Below are 18231 nucleotides of genomic sequence, written 5' to 3'. Positions count from 1 at the left end.
TGCGGGGCGTTATGAAAAGGCTCTTTACCGGCTATTTACGTTATAGAGGGGTCATGAGCAAAAGATGACAGCCATTGTGGGCGCAAAAAAAAACGGCCTGGCACCTCTCGGTGCCAGGCCGCTTTGAGTCTTGCAGTACGACTTACTTCAAAACAGCCAGGGCTGCTTCGTAGTTCGGCTCTTCAGCGATTTCTTTGACCAGTTCGCTGTGCAGCACGTTGTCGTTTTCATCCAGAACCACGACCGCGCGCGCAGTCAGGCCAGCCAACGGGCCGTCAGCAATGGCTACGCCGTAGTTCTCGATGAACTCGCGGCCGCGCAGGGTCGACAGGTTTTGCACGTTTTCCAGACCTTCGGCGCCGCAGAAACGGGCTTGCGCGAATGGCAGGTCAGCCGAAATGTTCAATACAACGGTGTTCGGCAGAGCATTGGCTTCTGCGTTGAACTTGCGCACCGAAGTGGCGCAAGTCGGGGTATCTACGCTTGGGAAGATGTTCAGCACTTTACGCTTACCAGCAAAGCTCGCCAGTGTTGCGTCGGACAAATTACCTGCAACCAGCGAAAACGCTGGCGCCTTGGAACCTACTGCAGGCAGTTCGCCGTTGACTTGAACAGGGTTGCCTTTAAGCGTCACTTGAGCCATGAACGATGTCCTTCTTAACAGTTTTTGAAGAGGCCGAAGTTAAACATGAATCAGGTGGACGACCTATGACCTGATCGTAAAAATCTCACGACTCTCGCTACAAAAAGACTATTCCCACAGCCCTTCACACCCTGCAGGCATGACCTGTTTCTGTGTGCTGGAGCGCAGAACCGCTAAAAGATACGCCGGCAAACGGGCCAATTCTCGACCGACTGCTAGCGTATAAAGCTTGCGCCCAAGGATCAGGATCGCCATGCCAATCACCCGCCTTGCCTCAGGTTTCTTGCTTACCCTTGCCCTGTACCCGGTCACGGATGCGCTGGCGGATAACGCCGAGACTGCCAACAAGAGCAACAACCCGTTGAACCTGGCCCCGGGAGCCAACCTTCAGGACTACTACACGCCACAGGTTTACGACAGCAATATCCACACCAACGACGCCCTGCTGCGCGGCACCCTGCCCGTGGCGCCGAACGATTTCATTGGCGTACCGCAACTGCTGCGCGCCACGCTGCCGATCAGCACCCGCCCTGACCCGCACACTGGCTACAGCACGGGGATTGGCGACCTCAACCTGTTTGATATTTTCCTGCTTAAAACCGAGGGTGTGCAGTTGGGCATCGGACCGCAGATCACCGCACCGACTGCCGAGCATGACGAACTGGGTACCGGCAAATGGCAGGCAGGCTTCGCCGCTGTCGCCATCGACGCATCCCCCCGGGGCCTGCTGGGCGCGCTGGTGCAGTATCAAAGCTCGTTCGCCGGTGACAGCGACCGCCAGCATGTGGAGAGCGCGACCTTTCAACCGTTCATCATCCACAACCTGCCCAAGGGCTGGTACCTGCGCTCCACGGGCACCTGGACCTACGACCTGAAAAACAACACCCACTACATCCCCATCGGGCTGGGTGCAGGCAAGGCCTGGAAAGCCGGGAGCAATATTTTGAACGCCTTCGTTGAGCCGCAATGGACCGTGGAGCGCAAGGGGGACAACCTGCCTCAGTTCACCCTGTTTGCCGGGATCAACGTCACTTTCGGCAAGTAGGGAGAAGATGCTGTAGTCGCTGCCGAAGGCTGCGATCGGGATCGGGATCGGGATCGGGATCGGGATCGCGCAGGCTTCGGGGAAACGGGTTGCTTCGCAACCCTTCGCAGCCTGCGGCAGCGACTACAATTTACACATGCATTCGCGCGCGTTTAGCTTATTTCTTGAGCTTCAAGTACGACTGATGCAAGTCCGAAGCCCAGGTATCTATTACGTTTTTAACGTCATCGGCCTTCATTGCCTGGCTGCTGTTCGCCAGTGGCTTGCCGGTGCCTTTGCGCACGACCTGGGCCACAACATCCTGGCTTTGCCCGTCGATAAAGACGGCTTCGGTGGCCAGTTGGGTTTCCTGATCCCGGATGCCCGAGGCCGTGCTCACCGCCGCAGCCACCAGGGCTACCGGAATGTACTCATAGGGTGCCAGGCTCTCGGTCTCGCTGCTGACTGCGGTGATGGCTGCCCGCACTACAATCACACCCGGTCCAGGGGCGCTGGCCAACGGCAAGGATTTGCTCAATTCACGCTTTAGGGCCTGATCGTAGTAGTTGGTGATTCCGTTCAACGTACTTTGTGGAATCTTCTCTGTCGGTTTGGGTGCCGGGTACAGCTGAGTCGGCTCGATATACACGCTGGTGTATTTATTCACCTTCAGTTTTGGGTCAACCCAACGCATCACCTCTGCACCAGAGGGCGACTTGGCCTCTTTAAGGCGGCTGTAATCCTTCAGGAAACCAGAGTATTCATCCGGGTGCTGGACCTTGCTCGCACAACCGACCATCCCGATTGAGGCGATGCACAACGTACCGATCATTAAACCAAGCTTCATTCTGTAACTCCTGTAGGGGGGCAACCGTAGGAACGCGCCCATATAGGTATAGCCAAGCCTTGGAGAATCACCGCACAAGCCTGTTCTATCCCACGATGAATGTGATCGAGCGCGCACTACACATGGCGCCTGGTCTTACAGCTCAGTTGGATTTTAATTTCGTAAATATCTTAAAAACCAGATCAGATTAAATAAAATCCCCCTAAACACACGATAGAATCTGATCCGCATAAATTCTGATTTTCTGAATCTGTCTTGTTTAACTCAAGCTTCCTAAAGTTCAACCTGCGCCAGACCACGAGGCCTGGCAGGACTTTAAACCGTGGAAGACTTGAGCATGAGCACAGCACTGAACGGGCAGGCCTATAACTATAAGGTCGTCCGCCAATTCGCCATCATGACCGTGGTGTGGGGTGTTATCGGCATGGCCATGGGCGTGTGGATCGCCTCGCAACTGGCCTGGCCGCAAATGAACCTGGACCTGCCCTGGACCACCTTCGGGCGACTGCGGCCGCTGCACACCAGCCTGGTGATTTTCGGGTTTGCCGGCAGCGCGCAATTTGCCGCCAGCTATTACGCCGTGCAGCGCACCTGCAACGTGCGGCTGTTCTCCGACAAGCTCGCTGCCTTCACTTTCTGGGGCTGGCAGTCAGTGATCGTGATCATGCTGATCACACTGCCCCTGGGCTACACCACGACCAAGGAATACGCCGAAATCGAGTTCACCGGTGCCGTCTGGATGACCGTGGTCTGGGTGGCCTACGCCATCGTCTTCTTCACCACAGTGGTACAACGAAAAACGAAACATATTTACGTCGGCAACTGGTTTTTCGGCGCCTTCATTCTGGTGATTGCCATGCTCCATGTGGTCAACCACCTGGCCATTCCAGTGGACTGGTTCAAGTCGTATCCGGTGTACTCCGGCGCCACCGATGCCATGGTGCAGTGGTGGTATGGGCACAACGCCGTAGGTTTCTTCCTGACCACCGGTTTTCTCGGAATGATGTACTACTTCGTACCCAAGCAAGTCGGCAAGCCGATTTACTCTTATCGCCTGTCCATCGTGCATTTCTGGGCACTGATCACGCTTTATATATGGGCAGGCCCTCATCACTTGCACTACACCGCCTTGCCGGACTGGGCGCAATCACTGGGCATGGCGATGTCGATCATCCTCCTGGCACCCAGCTGGGGCGGCATGATCAACGGCATGATGACCCTCTCGGGGGCCTGGCATAAGTTGCGTACCGACCCGATCCTGCGCTTTCTGGTACTGTCTCTGGCGTTCTACGGCATGTCGACCTTTGAAGGCCCGATGATGGCGATCAAGACCGTCAACGCCCTCTCCCACTACACCGACTGGACCATCGGCCACGTACACGCCGGGGCTTTGGGCTGGGTGGCGATGATTACCTTCGGGGCGCTGTATCACATGATCCCGAAAATCTTCGGCCGTGAGCAGATGCACAGTATCGCGCTGATCAACCTGCACTTCTGGCTGGCCACCATCGGCACGGTGCTCTACATCGCGTCGATGTGGGTCAACGGCATTACCCAGGGCCTGATGTGGCGGGCGATCAACGATGACGGCACCCTGACCTACTCGTTTGTCGAGTCATTACAGGCCAGCCACCCGGGCTTTGTCGTACGCCTGGTGGGCGGGCTGTTCTTCCTGTGCGGCATGTTGCTGATGGCCTGGAACGTATGGCGCACGGTGCGTGTGGCCAACCTCAAACAGGCCGAACTGACCGCCCGGATTGCCTGATCCCGTTGCAGCGCAGGCCACAAGGCTTGCGCTTGCCCTCCAGCAAGGAGCGTTGCACATGCTCGAAATAGCCCTCAACAGCTGCGCAGTGATCAGCATTTACTGCGCCGTCAGCTGGTGTTTGAAGCACAAAACCGAGAAAGACATCGACGAAGCCAGCCTGATCCCGTTTGCCGACGACCCGGAGGTGGCACGCAGGGTTGAACTCGCCACCGGCAAAACCGTCAATGCGGTGCAGATCTGCGAGCCAGAGCCGCGCAAGCCAGGGTGGGGCAAGATGGAGATTTGACGTTGGGGTAATGGCACTGCGACAGATTAAATCTGCACCATTGGTTGCACTGCGGGCGTGTTCAGCGGCATTCTGCCACTCTACGTTCAACGAACTAATGATCGAAGACGCAATCAATCTGTACTGCCATTACTACCTTTTCGACAGAGACGCTCATGACTTCCAAGCTGGAACAACTCAAGCAGTTCACCACCGTGGTCGCAGACACCGGCGACCTCGACGCAATTACCCGTCTCAAACCTGTGGACGCAACCACCAACCCGTCGCTGCTGCTCAAGGCTGCAGCGATGCCCGGCTATGCCGAGCTGCTGAAAAATGCCATCAGCCACGCCAAAGGCGATGTGGGCCTGGCCTGCGATCATTTCGCGGTATCGGTAGGTAGCGGTATCTTGAACGTGATTCCAGGCCGTATTTCGACTGAAGTCGACGCCCGCCTGTCGTTTGACGAACCCGCCCTGCTGAGAAAAGCCAACCAGTTGATCGAGCTTTACGACAAGGCCGGTGTAGGCCGCGACCGCGTGCTGATCAAGCTGGCCTCGACCTGGGAAGGCATCCGCGCTGCAGAGAAACTGGAAAAGGACGGCATTCAAACCAACCTGACCCTGTTGTTCTCGTTCGCCCAGGCGGCTGCCTGTGCCGATGCCGGGGTGTTTTTGATCTCGCCGTTTGTGGGTCGAATTTACGACTGGTACAAGAAGTCCACCGGCGTTGACTACACCGGCTCCGATGACCCGGGCGTGCAGTCCGTAACCCGCATCTACAACTACTACAAAGCCAATGCCTACAACACCGTGGTCATGGGCGCCAGCTTCCGCAACCTCAACCAGATCGAGCAACTGGCCGGCTGCGACCGTCTGACCATCAGCCCCGACCTGCTGGAAAAACTGGCTCTGGACGAAGGCAAGCTGGAACGCAAACTGGCCCCTGGCCACGCAGGCGAACCCCGCTTGGTGCTGGACGAGTCGCAATTCCGCTGGGCCTCCAACGAAGATGCAATGGCCACCGAGAAACTGGCCGAAGGCATTCGTCAGTTCGCCCGTGACCAGGAAAAACTGGAAGCACTGCTCAGCCACAAGTGATACCTGCAGGTGCGGGCTTGTTCACGACTCAGACAACCCGGTTTATCCGTTAAACCGGGGTGCGCCCATCGCGAGCAAGCCCGCTCCCGCAACCCGTACTCAGGCTTCAACGGGCCAGCAGCTGCGCGCAATACCGCTCCACCCCTTCCTCCAGTCCCATCATCGGCTCGCGATAGCCCGCCTCGCGCAACTGCCCCAAATCGGCGCAGGTATACACCTGATACTTGTGCTTGAGCCCCTGCGGAAATTCGCAGTAGCGCAAAACGCCGTCCAGAATGGCCGTTTCAAGGGTCAAAGGCGGTCGATCCTCGGCACAGCGCACGCTGTTGATCGTTGCCAGCGCCAGATCATTGAATGAACGGGCCCGCCCGGTGCCCAGGTTGAATATACCGCTGGTTTGCGGGTGATCCAGCCAGTGCAGGTTGACCTTGACCACATCCTCCACCGACACAAAATCCCGCTCATGCCCGCCCGCCGGGTAGCCGCCATACTCGCCAAACAACTCGACATGGCCACGATCGCGGTACTGGTTGAAACAGTGCCAGACCATCGAAGCCATGGGCCCCTTATGCTGCTCACGGGGGCCGTAGACATTGAAGTAACGCAAACCGACGATCTGGCTGCGCGACTTGGGCAATATCTGGCGCACGCGCTGGTCGAACAGGCATTTGGAGTAGGCATACACATTCAAGGGCCGCTCATGCTCACGGGCTTCGCGAAAATCCCTGCCGGCCCCGTAGACCGCCGCCGAAGAGGCATACAGCAGAGGCACCGACTGCTCCTGACAGGCCTGCAACACATCGCAGCTGTAACGATAATTGTTGTCCATCATCAACCGGCCATCACTTTCGACCGTGCTGGAGCAGGCCCCTTGATGCAGCACGGCCCGCACTTCACCCAACTGATGGGTGACGAAGCGTTGCACGAACTCGCGCCTGTCGAAGTAATCGGCGATATCGCAATCCGCCAGGTTGCGGCACTTGTCGCCATCGGTCAGATCGTCCACGGCGATGATGTCGCGCTCGCCGCGCCGATTAAGCGCCTTTACCAGATTGCTGCCGATAAACCCGGCAGCCCCGGTCACGATGATGCTCATCTATGGCAACCTCCTGGAACATGGATTGACCCCAGACTAAGCCTGTGCGGCGCACCCGCATTGATGCAGGTCAAACGTCATGCCGGCCCGGGTTTTCGTGGTTTTTAACCATAGTCGACGCAGGGCAGGCACAACATGAAGCATGGCTTCAGAAGCGGTACTTCATCCCCAGCATCAGGTTGCGCGGGTCGCCATAGTAATAGGTCGAATACAGGCCATATCCGCTGAGGTATTCGCGGTCGAACACGTTGTTGAGATTGACCGAGGCACTCAGGTTTTTATTGATGTCATAGCGGGCCATCAAGCCGACCACCGCGAAGCTGCCTTCCTTGGTCTCGGCTTTGATCGATGAATCGAGCTCGCTGTAGGTCGAGCCTTGCCACGTCAGGTTGCCGCCCACGTTCAGGTCTTTGAGATCCCCTGTCAGCTGGTAGTTGGTGGCCAGTTTGAACAACTGCTCGGGGTGGTTGCTGTTGATCCGCTTGCCGTCCTTGTCCCGTGGCTGGGCGTAGGTATAACCCGCAAGCAATTGCCAGCCGCTCATGACTTCGCCGGAAATTTCAGCCTCAAAGCCTTTGGTCTTGATGCCACTGACTGCCTTGTAGGCATCCTGGCCATCGGCGCGCATACCGTCGTATTCGGCGTAGTTGTCCTGCTTGATCAGAAACAGGGCAAAACTGGTGTTCAGGGCACCGCCGAAGTACTCCGACTTAAGGCCAGTTTCGTAGCTTTGCCCGGTTACGGGAGCGAGCACTTTGTTGTCGCGGTCGAAGTAGCTTTGGGGAGTGAAGATGTCGGTATAGCTGGCATAGACCGAGTGATTTTCCGTCACGTCATAGACGATCCCTGCATAAGGAATCATTTTCCCGGTTTTTTTACTGTTATCCGTATCCGGGGTGGTTTGCGCTGCGTTGTAGGTCATTGTTCCCTTGCGATCGTAATTCACCACTCGGGTGCCCAGGATCACGGACAGATCATCTATCGGCTTGAGACGCAACGCCGCGTAGGCCGCTGACTCTTTGGTCTTGTACTTCTGCTTCAAGCCCCGGCTCAAGTCCGTGGGACGAGGCGCGTCGTTGTTCCAGTTTTCATAGTTGACGGTCAAATCCTCGGCATTCATTGCCAGATAGTCCGTACGACCATCGCTGACATTCATCCCCACCACCAGCTCATGGGTCCGGCCCAAAAGCTCGAATGGCCCGGTCGCATAGGCGTCCAGGGTATCGGTATTGATCTTGAAGGTTTTGGTACCGCTCATGAATTGAGCTTCTCCCGTGGCTTTATCCGGGAAAGGTCCCCACCCCACCAGATTCCCCTGCAACTGCTCGGTATTGCCCTTCCAGTGGCTGGCCTCGACTTTGAGTAACCAGTCGTTGTCAAAACGCTGCTCAATGCCCGCGAAGTATTTGGTGCTTTCGCTGTCGGCATATGCCCACTTGGCTGCAGGGTTCATCGAGCGGCTGAAGTGGGTTCGGCTGCCATCGCTGTAATACAGCGGCAACTGACCAAAACTTGAGCCGTTGGAGTTAATCCGCTGATAGTCGATACCGGCATAAGCGGTAGTGTCGTCGCTCACATCTGCTTCACCGATGGCATAGAACACGTCCTTGATAGAGGAATAGCGATCGATGAAAGAGCGGCCATCTTCGCGTGCTGCAACCACGCGGCCACGCAGCGCACCGTTTTCAGTGAGCGGCCCGGACAGATCCAGTTCGCTGCGATAGCGATCCCATGACCCGCCGCTGCCTGAGACATAACCCTGAAACTCCTTGGTAGGACGCTTGCGCACCAGGTTCACCGCGCCTGACGGGCTGCCCACCCCGCTCATCAGGCCGGTGGCGCCGCGTACCACCTCTACACGGTCGTAAATGGCCATGTCCCGCATGCCCAGGCCGTTGGTATTGGTGGTGAAGTCCGAGGTCGGCACGCCGTCGTACTGAAAGTTGTCCAGGGTGAACCCGCGGGAGTAGAAGTTGTACCGCTCGCTGTCGTCATGCATCACCGTGATGCCAGGGGTTTGCGCCAGTACCTGAGCGATACTGCCCAAGCCTTGATCGGTCATCTGCTGACGGGTCATTACCGTGACCGATTGCGGTGTTTCGCGCAGCGAAAGTGGCAATTTAGTCGCCGTACGGGTCTCACCCGTGGTGTAGGAATGGCTGTCCTCAGTGGTGCTGCCCAGCCCGAGCCCCGTGACGCTGGTGGCTTGCAGTTGCAATTGCGCTCCGTCGGAGGTCAACGGATAGAGTACCCAGACCCCATTGGCACCTTCGGTGGCCGTCAGACCACTGCCCTTGAGCAATTGCATCAGGCCCTGAGCCACCTCATAACGCCCCTTGAGTGCTGGCGCCTGCTTGCTTTTAACCAGGGTCGGGTCATAGGGCAGGGAAATATTGGCCTGCTGGGCGAAACGGTTTAACGCCAACTCCAGATCGCTGGCTGGCACGTCGAAACTGTGCTGAACGCTGATGGAGGCGGCGCTGACCAGCGATAACGGTTGTGCGACGGCGCCCAGTAAAACGATCTGCAAAGCGATGGCCAGGCGGCTGCGGGAAGGCAATGAAGAATTGCGATAAACACGGGACATTGGCGCGGGGCTCCTGCAATAAATAAGTCTTATGCCTATCTGTCGAAGGACTCGTGTAAACCCGCAAAGAAATTTGATAATTATTCGTATTTGTAGATTCAAGCGTCTGCTGAACCTTAAACCGCCACAATCCGTGTCCAGAACCGTGTTCTGTGCTCGATTCGAACCGGCAGCGACTGGCTCAGGCCTTCCAGCGCATGCTCGATACCATCGAGCTGAAACACCCCCGATACCCGCAAGTCACTGACCGCCGGATCGCACTGCAACCAGCCATGGCGATAGCGTGCCAGCTCTTGCGTCAGGTCCTGCAAACGCATCTGCCTGGCTACCAGCACGCCACTGGCCCAGCCACTGGCAGAGAACGCTGAAGCGGTTTGGGGCTGCGCCGAATGAGCGTCAATCAGGTACTCATGGCCCGCCTGCACCCGAACTGGCAGGGAGTCCGGCAGATGAATCGCCACCACCCCCTCCTCGACCATCAACCGGGTACGCCCGGACTCCTGGCGTACATCGAAGGCTGTGCCGATGGCTTGCAACCGAGCCTCACGGGTGTGAACCCAAAACGGTCGGCGGCCGCTGACGGATACTGGGTCTTGGCCAGTGCGGATAAAAATTTCGCCAGCGCGCAAAACAATCAGTCGCTGCTGCGCAGTGAACAGCACATCAGCAGAACTGTCGGTATTGAGCTGCAAACCCGTACCGTCGACCAGGTTGTACAACCGCCGCTCACCCACCCCGGTCCCGTAGTCGGCACCAAAATGACGCCACGGTTGCTGCTGGATCGCCAATGCGCCCGCCCCGGCGCCCAGCATGCCCAAGCCCAGTATCTTGAGTGCCTGGCGGCGCGAGCGAATACGGCCACTGCCGGCCAGGGTGTCCAGTGCAACGCGACCGGGCAGCAACGAGGCCTGACGCAAGGTCGTCTCGGTCAGTTGCAGGGCTTGCCAGGCCGCTTCATGACTGGCATCGGCGGCGCGCCACTGCTTGCACGCAGCAAACACATGGGGTTGAGCCGCACCGGACTGGGTTTTCACCAGCCAGTCAATGGCCTGGTCAAGCACATGGGGTGCAAATTCGACCGTCGAGGGCCCCCCGCTCACAGGGCGCTACGGGCGAGAAAACAATGACGGATGGCCGTAGCCATGTACTTTTCCACCGAACTGACGCTAACCCCAAGGCGCTCGGCAATCGCCTGATAGCCAAGCCCCTCGAGGCGCGAAAGCAAAAAGGCGGTTCGCACCGCGGGCTTCAGGCCGTCGAGCAACGCGTCGATTCGGGTCAGGGTTTCAAGGAGGATCAACCGTTCTTCAGGGGCAGGCATTTCCTGCTCGGGCAAATGGGCAATCGCAAGCAGATACGCCTGCTCGACCTTCTGGCGACGAAAGCGGTCTATCAACAAACCCTTGGCGATCGTGCTCAGCCAGGCACGCGGCTCACGCAACTGCGCAACCTGCTCCGGTTTGCCCAATACATAAAGGAAGGTGTCCTGCGCCATGTCGGCAGCATTGTCGGTATCACGCAAACGCCGCCGCAGCCAGTTCACCAGCCAGCCGTGGTGATCGCTATACAGGTTATGCACGTGTGCATGCAGCAACGGTGGGTTCGACGGGGATGGCGACACGGGAACCCTCGGGACGTGCTGTCAGCACACTGCGAATAGGAATGGGTCGCAATCATATTCGCAGTACTGGCCAGACTCAAGCCTTGGGCGGCTTGCGAGGGTCAATCACGCAGTGTCGCCGCACAGAACGGCGGCGACAGGGACAAGGCTCAAGGGATCAGGGAGTACACCAGCGACGAGATCGCGATCAGGCCCACAACCGTGACGAACACGTTGGAGATCTGGCCCGAATACTGGCGCATGGCCGGGACCCGACGAATCGCGTACATCGGCATCAGGAACAGGATGGCTGCAATGACCGGCCCGCCCATGGTTTCGATCATGCCCAGGATGCTCGGGTTAAGCGTGGCCACCGCCCAGCACACCACCAGCATGAACGCTGCAGTCATGCGGTCGAGGTTTTTCGCTGCAGGGCGCTTGCCGGTTTTCAGTACCAGGCCTTTAAGGCCTTCACTGGCGCCGATGTAGTGGCCCAGGAACGACTTGGCAATGGCCACAAACGCAATCAGCGGCGCAGCAAAAGCGATGGTCGGGTTGCTGAAGTGGTTGGCCAGGTAGGACAGGATCGACAGGTTCTGCGTCTTGGCCTCAAGCAGTTGCTCAGGCGAGAGCGTGAGCACACAGCTGAACACGAAGAACAGCACCATCACCACCATCAGCAGGTGGGCGCGGGACAGGATCTGCGAGCTGCGCTCATCGGCGTTGGCACCATAGCGGCGCTTCTGATCCACGGCGAAGGCCGAGATGATGGGCGAATGGTTAAAGGAGAACACCATCACCGGAATCGCCAGCCACAAGGTGTGCAGCAATGCAGTAGGTTCAGGCAGCGTGGTCGCGGTACTCAGAATGCCGCCATTCCAGTGCGGAATCAGAAACACCGCCAAAAACAGCAAGGCCACAATGAACGGGTAGACCATCATGCTCATGGCCTTGACGATCACTTGTTCGCCGCAGCGCACAACAATCAGCAAGCCCAGAATCAGTACCAACGCCAGGATTGCCCGTGGCGGTGGCGTGATGTGCATTTGATTGAGCATAAAGCTGCCAACCGTGTTGGTCAGCGCTACGCTGTAGATCAGCAGAATCGGGAAAATCGCCAGGAAGTACAGCAGCGTGATCAGGGAACCGGCGCTAAGGCCAAAATGCTCTTCCACCACATCCGTGATATCTGAGCCTTCGCGCCCGGAGAGCACGAAGCGGGTCAAGCCACGGTGTGCGTAAAAGGTCATCGGGAACGCCAACAGCGCCAGGATCAATAACGGCCAAAAGCCGCCAAGCCCTGCGTTGATGGGCAAGAACAAGGTACCTGCGCCAATCGCTGTGCCGAACAGGCCCAGCATCCAGGTGGTGTCATGACGGTTCCAGCGACTTAAGGTCGCCGGGGTCTCGTCGAAGCGTTCGTCGACGCTGTTAGCCTGGTCATTCATCCGGTCGAATCTCCGCTAGCCGGTCGTTACCACGCAGCCGGAGCGGACAAGAAACACCTTGCTGACATCGCCCCGGCCATAAGAGGGGCGCGATTGTCCGGGATTAGACATAAGAAGCAAAGGTTTAGCTGAGCAATGGTCGAAAATGATGTCAGGCTGCAAAGCAAGACTTCGACACCTATTGATACACTATTACTGCCAAAATCCTGCCCAAAAGGCCCGAGACCTATGCACGTTGCCCGCCGTTTCCCCGTTTTTATCGGTTTATGCCTGCTTGTCGGGCTCCCCCTGGCCCATGCCGACGGACTGACAATTACCTGGCCAGCAGGCTGGGAGATTCAGACCATCCCCCCTGAGCCCGACGACAGCAGCGTGCGCCAGCGGGCCGTGAAGAACGATGCCAATGGCGATCCGCAGATGGTCATGGAGCTGACCCAGTCGACCCTGGTGCCTGAACACAAGGTGAATATGGAGGCCGTTTTGCTGCAGATGCGCAAAACCCTGCAGCAAAACTTCGCCAAAGGCGGTTATCAGAGCGCTTGCAGCAAAATCAACAGCAGCACCCTGGGGGGCCTGGACGCCTTGCAAACCACCTGCAAAATCACCCAGAACGGCAACCACGTCATCACCCAGACCCTGGTGGCCGCCACTCAGGGCAACAGCGCCTACGCCCTTTCCTACGCAGGTCCGGCAGACGGCTACAAAGCCAACGAACCCGAGGTCCAGGGCATCCGTGCAAGCTTGCGACTGACGCCTTGAAAAGCAGCAAGGCAGCTCCAACCTGACAAAATTGTCATCTGGTCATCAGTTACCTGACAGTCGTTAATGATCAGGCTCACATTTTTTACGTATTGAGGAACTCGATGAAAACCCCATTGCGCCTTGTCGCACTCTCGGCCCTGCTGTTGTCCTCGCTGGCTCAGGCCGCCGAACAACTGACCATTGATGTGCACCGCGATGCCAACTGCGGCTGCTGCAAAGCCTGGATCTCCCACCTTGAAACCAATGGTTTCAAGGTCAATGACCATGTCGAAGCCGACATGAGCAGTGTCAAGCAGCGCCTCGGTGTCCAGCCGCGCCTGGCTTCGTGCCATACCGGCGTGATCAACGGCAAATTCGTTGAAGGCCATGTCCCGGCCGAGCAAGTGGTGGCATTGACCAAGCGCAATGACCTCAAGGGGATTGCGGTACCGGGCATGCCTATGGGTTCGCCGGGAATGGAAATGGGTGACCGCAAGGACGCGTATCAGGTTATCGGCCTGCGCAACGATGGCAGTGATCAGGTGGTGGCCGAGTATCCCGGCAACTGAGATTTCAGCACGCAGCGCACCGCAATGGTGCGCCCCGTATTGCTTTTGAAATCCTCTGGAGCATTAACTGACCTGTAGTCGCTGCCGAGGAACGAAGGCTGCGAGCTTTATTGTCCCGTTCGCACGATCAAGAGCTCGCAGCCTTCATTCCTCGGCAGCGACCACAAAGATGCGACGCATCACCCGGCACTGAAATAACAGTGACACACATCCCGTGATAGATATTTTTCCTACGCGATAATTATCTTTGTCCTACAAAAAAACACCTCATACACCTAACACCTTGAAGTATCTCTCCTACACTCAACGCTGTCGTGTCTACGGCGTCTAATTGCCGTAATCAGACAATCGAATTTTCTTCGCCCGTGGTAGGTCTACCTAAGGCTGGGGTTGCCATTATTGGTGCATTCCTTGCAGTGCCTTATTCATCTTTTGAGCATTTACGCCATGGATGACATGGCCAATCGCAAGTGGGGAAGTACCGGCCGGGTGGCCGTAAGTGGATCAATAAATATAACGGGAGAAATTCATGATCAGTGCGGCTGCGCCACATCAAGAAGAACGTCTGACCCCGCAAGTGGTGACTGAGCTGTTGTCCCTGCCAGACCTGGCCCCTGCGGGAAGGCCCGAACTGCCGCAGGCAAGTGCCAATCCCAACAAAAAGAAAGTGCTGTTTGTCACGTCCGAACTGGCCGACCTGGTTAAAACCGGCGGTCTGGGGGATGTGTCGGCCGCTCTTCCGCGGGCCATGCGTCACTTGCATGATGTGCGTGTCTTGATCCCGGGCTACCCGCAAGTACTCAACAGCGACAACCCCATTCATATCATCGGCGAACTCGGCGGCCATGCTGCCCTGCCCCCCTGCAAGATCGGCCGCATGGACTTGAAGGACGGGCTGGTCATCTACGTGCTGATTTGCCCCGAACTGTATGAGCGCGAAGGCAGCCCCTACGGCGCCAATAACGGCCGCGACTGGCCTGACAACCATATTCGCTTCGCCCGCCTGGGGCTGGCAGCGGCCGATATTGCGGCCAATCTGGCGCAGATTCACTGGCAACCCGATCTGGTACACGCCCACGACTGGCCCGCCGGCCTGGCGCCGGCCTATATGCATTGGCGCGGCCAGCGTACCCCGACACTGTTCACCATCCACAACCTGGCCTACCAGGGCGTATTCAGCCGCGCCTGCTGCCCGGAGCTGGGTATTCCGCACCATGCCCTGCAGCAGGACGGCATGGAATTTTATGGCAAGTTGTCGTTCCTGAAAGCGGGCATGGCCTACGCCAGCCATATCACCACCGTCAGCGCCACCTACGCCGCAGAAATCACGACCCCGGCCTTTGGGTGCGGGCTGGATGGCTTTCTGGCCAGCAAGACCCAGCAAGGACTGCTGAGCGGCATCCCCAATGGCATCGATGAAAGCTGGGAAGCCACGACCGACCCCCATCTGGTTGCCCCGTTCGGCATCGGTGACTGGGATGCAAGGGCCTTGAACACCGCCCATGTGCGCACCCTGTTCGGCCTGAAACCGTCCAAGGGCCCCCTGTTCGCCGTGGTTTCGCGTCTGGTGTACCAAAAAGGTCTGGACCTGACAGAAGCCGTGGCGGCTTTTATCGTGGCCAACGGTGGTCAGATTTGCATCATCGGGCGCGGCGAGCCCGAAGAAGAACAGACCATGCGCGAACTGGCCCTGCGTTTTCCGGGGCAGATCGGGGTGCGCATTGGCTTCAATGAAACCGATGCCCGGCGCATGTTCGCGGGCAGCGATTTCCTGTTGATGCCCTCGCGCTACGAACCCTGCGGGTTGAGCCAGATGTATGCACAACGCTTCGGCTCGCTGCCCGTGGCTCGCAATACGGGCGGCCTGGCCGACACCATCGAGAATGGCGTCACCGGCTTCCTGTTCGATGAGTCCACCGTAGCCAGTTACGAGCAAGCCCTGAAACGGGCATTCAAAGTCTTCAGTTACCCGGCACTCTTCAACGCCATGCGCTGCCGCGCAATGGCCGCACCGTTTAACTGGTGCAAGGCCGTTGAACCCTATGCAGAGCTTTATGAACAACTGGTTGCCAAGTCATTGCTTCGCTCCGTGAAGCCGTGAGTGATGCAACCTGCGGATCTGCCTGACGCCCGACCGTTTCTCGCCAAGGGAGCCCGCCAATGAGCGAAGCGCAACTCGAAGTACTCGCCGGCCGAGCCGGCCTGGCCGTTGACTGGATTGATGCCAACGGCCAACCGCAAAGGGTCACACCCAAGGTGCTGGAGGCCATTCTGGCGGGGTTGGGATTACCCGCCGACAGCGCCGAGGCCATTGAAACCAGCTTGCTGAACCTGCAACTGGAGCAACAGAACAAACGTCTGCCGCCCTTGTTGACCGCAGACGTCGGCAAGGCCCTGGACTTGTCACGCTATTTCCACCCCCACAGCCAGTGCATCGTGCACCTGGAAAGCGGTGATGCGCTGCCGATCCAGCTGGATGCAGACGCCGTGCTGCCGGGCATGATTCCCATCGGCTACCACCGGGTACAGCTGGACGACCAGCAGTTCACCCTGGCCGTGGCCCCGACAAAGTGCTTCAGCATTGCCGATGCCTTGCACCAGTCTGCTCCACGCGCGTGGGGGGTGAGCGTTCAGCTGTACTCGCTGCATCGCCACGGCGATGGCGGGTTTGGCGATACCCAGGCACTGGAAACCCTGCTGCAGGCACTCGGTGAACGCGGCGCCGACGCACTGGCGATCAGCCCGTTGCACGCCATGTTCAGCAGCGCCCCCAAGCACTACAGCCCTTATTCACCGTCCAGCCGTTTATTTCTCAACAGCCTGTACGCCGCTCCCGCCAGCATCCTGGGACAGGAAGCCCTGCACAGGGCCATTGATGCTACCGGTCTTAAAGACGAACTCCACCGGCTTGAACAACTGCCTCTGATCGACTGGCCTGCCGTGACCCAGGCCAAGCAGACACTGCTGCGCCAGCTCTATAACGACTTTGTGCAGAACGAACACCCGCTCCATGACGACTTCAAGGGTTTTCGCCAGCGGGGCGGCGAAGCCCTGGAAAACCACTGCCGCTTCGAAGCCTTGCAAGAGTCGTGTGTGACCGAGCATCACAGCCTGGACTGGCGTGACTGGCCCGAGCAATGGCGCAACCCCGACAGCCCGGCGTTACTGCAGTTCGCCGAAGAACATCAGCATGTCATCGCTTACTACGCGTTTTGTCAGTGGTTGATGGATCGCTGCCTGGGCCGTGCACAAACGGCCGCGCGGGCCAGCGGCATGGCCATCGGCCTGATCGCCGACCTGGCCGTGGGCGCCGATGGTGCAGGCAGCCAGGCCTGGTGTCGCCAGGACGAAATGCTGGCCCAGTTGACCGTAGGCGCACCGCCGGACGCTCTCAACCGTGCAGGCCAGGGCTGGGGGATTTCCGCGTTTTCCCCCGAGGGTCTCAAGCGCAATGGCTTTCGCGCCTTCATCGAGATGCTGCGCGCCAACTTTGCCCATGCCGGTGGGCTGCGCATCGACCATGTGCTGGGCTTGCAGCGCCTGTGGGTGATCCCCCTGGGGGCCTCGGCCGACGAAGGGGCCTATCTGTATTACCCGATCGACGATCTGCTGCGTCTGGTCTGCCTTGAATCGGTGCGCCACCAGGCCATCGTACTCGGTGAAGACCTGGGCACCGTGCCTGACGGACTGCGGGAAAAGCTCAGCGAACGGGCCATCCTCGGTATTCGCGTGCTGCTGTTCGAGCAGGACTACGGCGCGCGCTTCAAACCGATCCTGGACTGGCCCGACGACGCCCTGGCCACCACCAGCACCCACGACCTGCCCACGCTCACCGGCTGGCTGCACGGGCGCGATATCGACTGGAACGAACGCCTGAACCTAGTCGACCCGGTGGCCGCGCAACGCTGGCGCGAGGAACGCCAGCGCGAGTGCGAAGGCCTGGACCGGGCCTTGCGCCAGGACCCACAGAACTTTCAGGAAGAAGCCCAGGGCAACGCCCCGACGCTGGACGCCAGCATCCGTTTTCTGGGGCACACCCGTGCTCCCCTGGTGCTGCTGCCGATCGAGGATGCCCTGGGACTTGAGGAGCAAGCCAACTTGCCCGGCACCGTCAGCGGCCATCCCAACTGGCGCCGCCGAATGCCGGGTGATTGCAACACGTTGCTGGACGCGATTGATGCAACGCAACGCTTCGAACTGCTGGCCTGCGCCCGCCAGCAAGCCCACGAAAGAGACCTATAATTCACCCATGAGTCAAGGAGCTTCGCCATGAGTAACGACGACAAACACATTCGTGAGTTTGCCTACCAGATCTGGGAGTCCGAAGGGCGCCCCGATGGCCAGGAGGCACGCCACTGGGACATGGCTCACAAACTGGCCCAGGCACAAGCCCTTGCTCCGTCCAAAGCCCAACCACGGGCTGCCAAGGCCAAGGCAGCGCCAAAGCCTGCTGCCGAGAAGAAGCCACGGGCACCGCGCAAACCTGCCTCATCTTGAGAACACTGCGCTGCAGGAGAGTTGAGGTGCCTATAAACCCGTAGCA

At 58.6% G+C, this 18231-nt stretch carries 16 protein-coding genes; 9 read left to right on the top strand and 7 right to left on the bottom strand.

The window, feature by feature from the left end; all coding sequences use genetic code 11:
* Window positions 1-142: 142 nt before the first annotated feature.
* Window positions 143-643, bottom strand: coding sequence for a thiol peroxidase (gene tpx / locus AC19YQ_RS15235; protein ID WP_095028281.1), 501 nt, complete (start codon window positions 641-643; stop codon window positions 143-145).
* A gap of 253 nt (window positions 644-896) precedes the next feature.
* Here tpx and AC19YQ_RS15230 point away from each other — a divergent pair, with 253 nt between their 5' ends.
* Window positions 897-1688 carry a hypothetical protein gene (locus AC19YQ_RS15230; RefSeq protein WP_133078247.1) on the top strand — a complete coding sequence of 264 codons (792 nt, stop codon included), beginning with the start codon at window positions 897-899 and terminating at the stop codon, window positions 1686-1688.
* Window positions 1689-1845: 157 nt separating this feature from the next.
* On the opposite strand, the gene AC19YQ_RS15225 is transcribed toward AC19YQ_RS15230, so the two are convergent.
* Window positions 1846-2514, bottom strand: a complete 669-nt coding sequence (locus AC19YQ_RS15225; protein ID WP_133078246.1) for a DUF3313 domain-containing protein — start codon at window positions 2512-2514, stop codon at window positions 1846-1848.
* A gap of 337 nt (window positions 2515-2851) precedes the next feature.
* Here AC19YQ_RS15225 and ccoN point away from each other — a divergent pair, with 337 nt between their 5' ends.
* The 3 genes from ccoN to tal all read left to right on the top strand — a co-directional run bounded on the left by ccoN (window position 2852) and on the right by tal (window position 5647).
* A complete protein-coding gene (ccoN, locus tag AC19YQ_RS15220; RefSeq protein WP_133078245.1) occupies window positions 2852-4279 on the top strand; it encodes a cytochrome-c oxidase, cbb3-type subunit I in 1428 nt (475 codons plus the stop codon).
* A gap of 58 nt (window positions 4280-4337) precedes the next feature.
* Window positions 4338-4568: a hypothetical protein gene (locus AC19YQ_RS15215; protein ID WP_133078244.1), complete on the top strand. Its 231-nt coding sequence runs from the start codon at window positions 4338-4340 to the stop codon at window positions 4566-4568.
* A 155-nt stretch (window positions 4569-4723) separates the two neighbouring features.
* Window positions 4724-5647, top strand: a complete 924-nt coding sequence (gene tal, locus AC19YQ_RS15210) for a transaldolase (protein WP_133078243.1) — start codon at window positions 4724-4726, stop codon at window positions 5645-5647.
* A 106-nt stretch (window positions 5648-5753) separates the two neighbouring features.
* Here the strand turns inward: tal and rfaD are convergent, their stop codons facing one another.
* The 5 genes from rfaD to AC19YQ_RS15185 all read right to left on the bottom strand — a co-directional run bounded on the left by rfaD (window position 5754) and on the right by AC19YQ_RS15185 (window position 12378).
* Window positions 5754-6743: an ADP-glyceromanno-heptose 6-epimerase gene (gene rfaD, locus AC19YQ_RS15205; protein WP_133078242.1), complete on the bottom strand. Its 990-nt coding sequence runs from the start codon at window positions 6741-6743 to the stop codon at window positions 5754-5756.
* A 148-nt stretch (window positions 6744-6891) separates the two neighbouring features.
* Window positions 6892-9330, bottom strand: a complete 2439-nt coding sequence (locus AC19YQ_RS15200) for a TonB-dependent siderophore receptor (protein WP_133078241.1) — start codon at window positions 9328-9330, stop codon at window positions 6892-6894.
* Between the two features lie 116 nt (window positions 9331-9446).
* Window positions 9447-10430 carry a FecR domain-containing protein gene (locus AC19YQ_RS15195; RefSeq protein WP_133078240.1) on the bottom strand — a complete coding sequence of 328 codons (984 nt, stop codon included), beginning with the start codon at window positions 10428-10430 and terminating at the stop codon, window positions 9447-9449.
* Window positions 10427-10951 carry a sigma-70 family RNA polymerase sigma factor gene (locus AC19YQ_RS15190; protein ID WP_326398195.1) on the bottom strand — a complete coding sequence of 175 codons (525 nt, stop codon included), beginning with the start codon at window positions 10949-10951 and terminating at the stop codon, window positions 10427-10429. The genes AC19YQ_RS15195 and AC19YQ_RS15190 overlap by 4 nt, the downstream gene beginning before the upstream one ends.
* A 149-nt stretch (window positions 10952-11100) precedes the next feature.
* Window positions 11101-12378 carry a serine/threonine transporter gene (locus tag AC19YQ_RS15185; RefSeq protein WP_133078239.1) on the bottom strand — a complete coding sequence of 426 codons (1278 nt, stop codon included), beginning with the start codon at window positions 12376-12378 and terminating at the stop codon, window positions 11101-11103.
* Window positions 12379-12606: 228 nt separating this feature from the next.
* Between AC19YQ_RS15185 and AC19YQ_RS15180 the strand changes: the two genes are divergently transcribed.
* The 5 genes from AC19YQ_RS15180 to AC19YQ_RS15160 all read left to right on the top strand — a co-directional run bounded on the left by AC19YQ_RS15180 (window position 12607) and on the right by AC19YQ_RS15160 (window position 18185).
* Window positions 12607-13137: a DUF4946 domain-containing protein gene (locus tag AC19YQ_RS15180; protein WP_133078238.1), complete on the top strand. Its 531-nt coding sequence runs from the start codon at window positions 12607-12609 to the stop codon at window positions 13135-13137.
* 104 nt (window positions 13138-13241) lie between these two features.
* The gene (locus tag AC19YQ_RS15175) at window positions 13242-13688 is read left to right on the top strand and encodes a DUF411 domain-containing protein (protein ID WP_037032823.1); all 447 of its coding nucleotides are present in this window, start codon (window positions 13242-13244) and stop codon (window positions 13686-13688) included.
* A gap of 529 nt (window positions 13689-14217) precedes the next feature.
* Entirely contained in the window at window positions 14218-15789 is a 1572-nt protein-coding gene (gene glgA, locus AC19YQ_RS15170; RefSeq protein WP_133078237.1) for a glycogen synthase GlgA, read from the top strand.
* A 59-nt stretch (window positions 15790-15848) separates the two neighbouring features.
* The gene (malQ, locus tag AC19YQ_RS15165; RefSeq protein WP_500595434.1) at window positions 15849-17930 is read left to right on the top strand and encodes a 4-alpha-glucanotransferase; all 2082 of its coding nucleotides are present in this window, start codon (window positions 15849-15851) and stop codon (window positions 17928-17930) included.
* A 27-nt stretch (window positions 17931-17957) separates the two neighbouring features.
* Complete coding sequence (locus AC19YQ_RS15160) at window positions 17958-18185, top strand: DUF2934 domain-containing protein (RefSeq protein ID WP_133078235.1); 228 nt, start codon at window positions 17958-17960, stop codon at window positions 18183-18185.
* Window positions 18186-18231: the final 46 nt, after the last annotated feature.

It is taken from the genome of Pseudomonas sp. MF06569, assembly GCF_059862735.1.
The sequence above is the reverse complement of the archived record's forward strand: the minus strand, read 5'-3'. Positions and strand labels throughout refer to the sequence as shown.

What these genes read in the sequence shown, in the direction of transcription:
- AC19YQ_RS15160 (WP_133078235.1), top strand. Translation starts at nt 17,958, where the DNA reads ATGAGTAACGACGACAAACACATTCGTGAGTTTGCCTACCAGATCTGG.
- AC19YQ_RS15175 (WP_037032823.1), top strand. Translation starts at nt 13,242, where the DNA reads ATGAAAACCCCATTGCGCCTTGTCGCACTCTCGGCCCTGCTGTTGTCC.
- AC19YQ_RS15185 (WP_133078239.1), bottom strand. Translation starts at nt 12,378, where the DNA reads ATGAATGACCAGGCTAACAGCGTCGACGAACGCTTCGACGAGACCCCG.
- rfaD (WP_133078242.1), bottom strand. Translation starts at nt 6,743, where the DNA reads ATGAGCATCATCGTGACCGGGGCTGCCGGGTTTATCGGCAGCAATCTG.
- ccoN (WP_133078245.1), top strand. Translation starts at nt 2,852, where the DNA reads ATGAGCACAGCACTGAACGGGCAGGCCTATAACTATAAGGTCGTCCGC.
- malQ (WP_500595434.1), top strand. Translation starts at nt 15,849, where the DNA reads ATGAGCGAAGCGCAACTCGAAGTACTCGCCGGCCGAGCCGGCCTGGCC.
- AC19YQ_RS15230 (WP_133078247.1), top strand. Translation starts at nt 897, where the DNA reads ATGCCAATCACCCGCCTTGCCTCAGGTTTCTTGCTTACCCTTGCCCTG.
- AC19YQ_RS15200 (WP_133078241.1), bottom strand. Translation starts at nt 9,330, where the DNA reads ATGTCCCGTGTTTATCGCAATTCTTCATTGCCTTCCCGCAGCCGCCTG.
- AC19YQ_RS15180 (WP_133078238.1), top strand. Translation starts at nt 12,607, where the DNA reads ATGCACGTTGCCCGCCGTTTCCCCGTTTTTATCGGTTTATGCCTGCTT.
- tal (WP_133078243.1), top strand. Translation starts at nt 4,724, where the DNA reads ATGACTTCCAAGCTGGAACAACTCAAGCAGTTCACCACCGTGGTCGCA.
- glgA (WP_133078237.1), top strand. Translation starts at nt 14,218, where the DNA reads ATGATCAGTGCGGCTGCGCCACATCAAGAAGAACGTCTGACCCCGCAA.
- AC19YQ_RS15225 (WP_133078246.1), bottom strand. Translation starts at nt 2,514, where the DNA reads ATGAAGCTTGGTTTAATGATCGGTACGTTGTGCATCGCCTCAATCGGG.
- AC19YQ_RS15215 (WP_133078244.1), top strand. Translation starts at nt 4,338, where the DNA reads ATGCTCGAAATAGCCCTCAACAGCTGCGCAGTGATCAGCATTTACTGC.
- tpx (WP_095028281.1), bottom strand. Translation starts at nt 643, where the DNA reads ATGGCTCAAGTGACGCTTAAAGGCAACCCTGTTCAAGTCAACGGCGAA.